Origin of the sequence: Komagataeibacter xylinus (assembly GCF_004302915.1) — a bacterium.
GTDB classification, from domain to species: Bacteria; Pseudomonadota; Alphaproteobacteria; order Acetobacterales; family Acetobacteraceae; genus Komagataeibacter; species Komagataeibacter xylinus_C.
On the sequence record NZ_QQBI01000093.1, the window covers coordinates 1 to 1,402 of the forward strand.

At 61.8% G+C, this 1,402-nt stretch carries 1 protein-coding gene and 2 pseudogenes; all 3 read right to left on the reverse strand.

The features are described from left to right. Positions 1 to 76: 76 nt before the first annotated feature. Positions 77 to 346: pseudogene (locus DV027_RS17255) on the reverse strand (site-specific integrase); the annotation flags it as partial. After that, positions 343 to 558: a WGR domain-containing protein gene (locus DV027_RS17260; RefSeq protein ID WP_242622005.1), complete on the reverse strand. Its 216-nt coding sequence runs from the start codon at positions 556 to 558 to the stop codon at positions 343 to 345. The pseudogene DV027_RS17255 and the gene DV027_RS17260, both read right to left, overlap by 4 nt. A 322-nt stretch (positions 559 to 880) precedes the next feature. Further along, a pseudogene (locus DV027_RS17265) lies at positions 881 to 1,402 on the reverse strand (IS3-like element ISGxy1 family transposase); the annotation flags it as partial.

Here is a 1,402-nt window from a genome sequence, read left to right on the forward strand (position 1 = left end):
TCTCAGCAGAACAGCCTCAACGTTCTTGTTGGGTTCACTCTAAGCGTACGTAAAGTACACTTTCGTGTCGTGACCCCTTCTTGAGCGTGGCGAACACCAGCACGCCGCCGGCGAGGTCCACCCGGTCCGCCGTGAGGGCAAGGGCCTCGGACAGGCGGCAGCCCGACCAGGCCAGGGTCATGCACAGCGTGCGGGCCTCGCGCGGCGCCTGCTCGGCCGCGCGCAGGAACCGCGCCCGTTCGGCGACCGTGAGGTATTTGCGGCTCCCGTCGCGGTCGAACAGCTGCATTCCGCCGGGGGCGCCTGCCGGGGTCGCCCGCTGTCCCGGTTTTCGGGGGCCGCTCATCCGGCCGCCCTGTCGCGGTAGCCCCGCCGGCGCTTGGCCCGAAGCTGGCGGGCGAGGGCATCGCGCGCCTGCCCGGCATCATGATGCAGTTCGCAGACCTGCCGGCCGGCCGTCCCGATCCGTCCCCACTGCCGCACCAGCGCCGCCGTTTCGGGAAACAGCGACAGCTGGCGAGGCGGCGGGACAGGGGCCTTCGGGGCAGGTCTGGGCATGATATCCCGAAAAGTGTAACACATCTCCCCAGCCCCGGACAGGAAAACCGCTGCAATCGCGGGACCGACCGGCCGGTTTTTCAGGCCCGGCCTGTTACACTATTGCCTATAGCCCTTTGAAACACCGGAAAATCGCGCGTAATCATGGAAGACGGTCACCCGACAGACCGAGAAAAACTGACAAAGCTTGATCAACCTGACGCAGAGACGCAGCCTCCAGATGCCCGAAACCCTGACCGATCTTCTCCCGTGGCAGGGATATAGAGGTGGACCCGTCTGTTCGGACAGTTTTTGGGTTTGAATAAGCTATACCCGGTTGTTGTTATGCCGCCATTCTGACGGCGTTGCTGTTGGCCATCTGGTCCGGGGTTAACGCCGGACCAGATGGCGTCGGCGCGCCATGATACGCCTCATCAGGCGTTCGTCCAGCCAGGGCCGTATGGGGACGTTGCCCGTTATAATGGGTGATCCATTTCGTGAGCCCCACTCGAAGTTCTGATCCGGTCTCAAATGCGTGCAGGTAGACACATTCGTATTTCAACGACCGCCACAGACGCTCGATGAACACGTTGTCCAGCCAGCGCCCACGCCCGTCCATGCTAATGCGGATCTGACGTTCTTCCAGGATACCGGTAAAACGGGGCGTCGTGAATTGTGAGCCCTGGTCCGTGTTGAAAATCTCCGGGGTGCCGTAACGCATCAGCGCATCCCGAAGTGCCTCAATACAGAACTCCGCGTCCATCGTGTTCGACAGACGCCAGGACAGCACCTTGCGCGTGAACCAGTCCATGATCGCCACGAGATAGAGAAATCCCCGTTTCATGGGAATATATGTGATATCGGA

Bases quoted from the DNA above. Each gene is read 5' to 3' on its own strand.
- DV027_RS17260 (WP_242622005.1), bottom strand. From the start codon at position 558: ATGCCCAGACCTGCCCCGAAGGCCCCTGTCCCGCCGCCTCGCCAGCTG.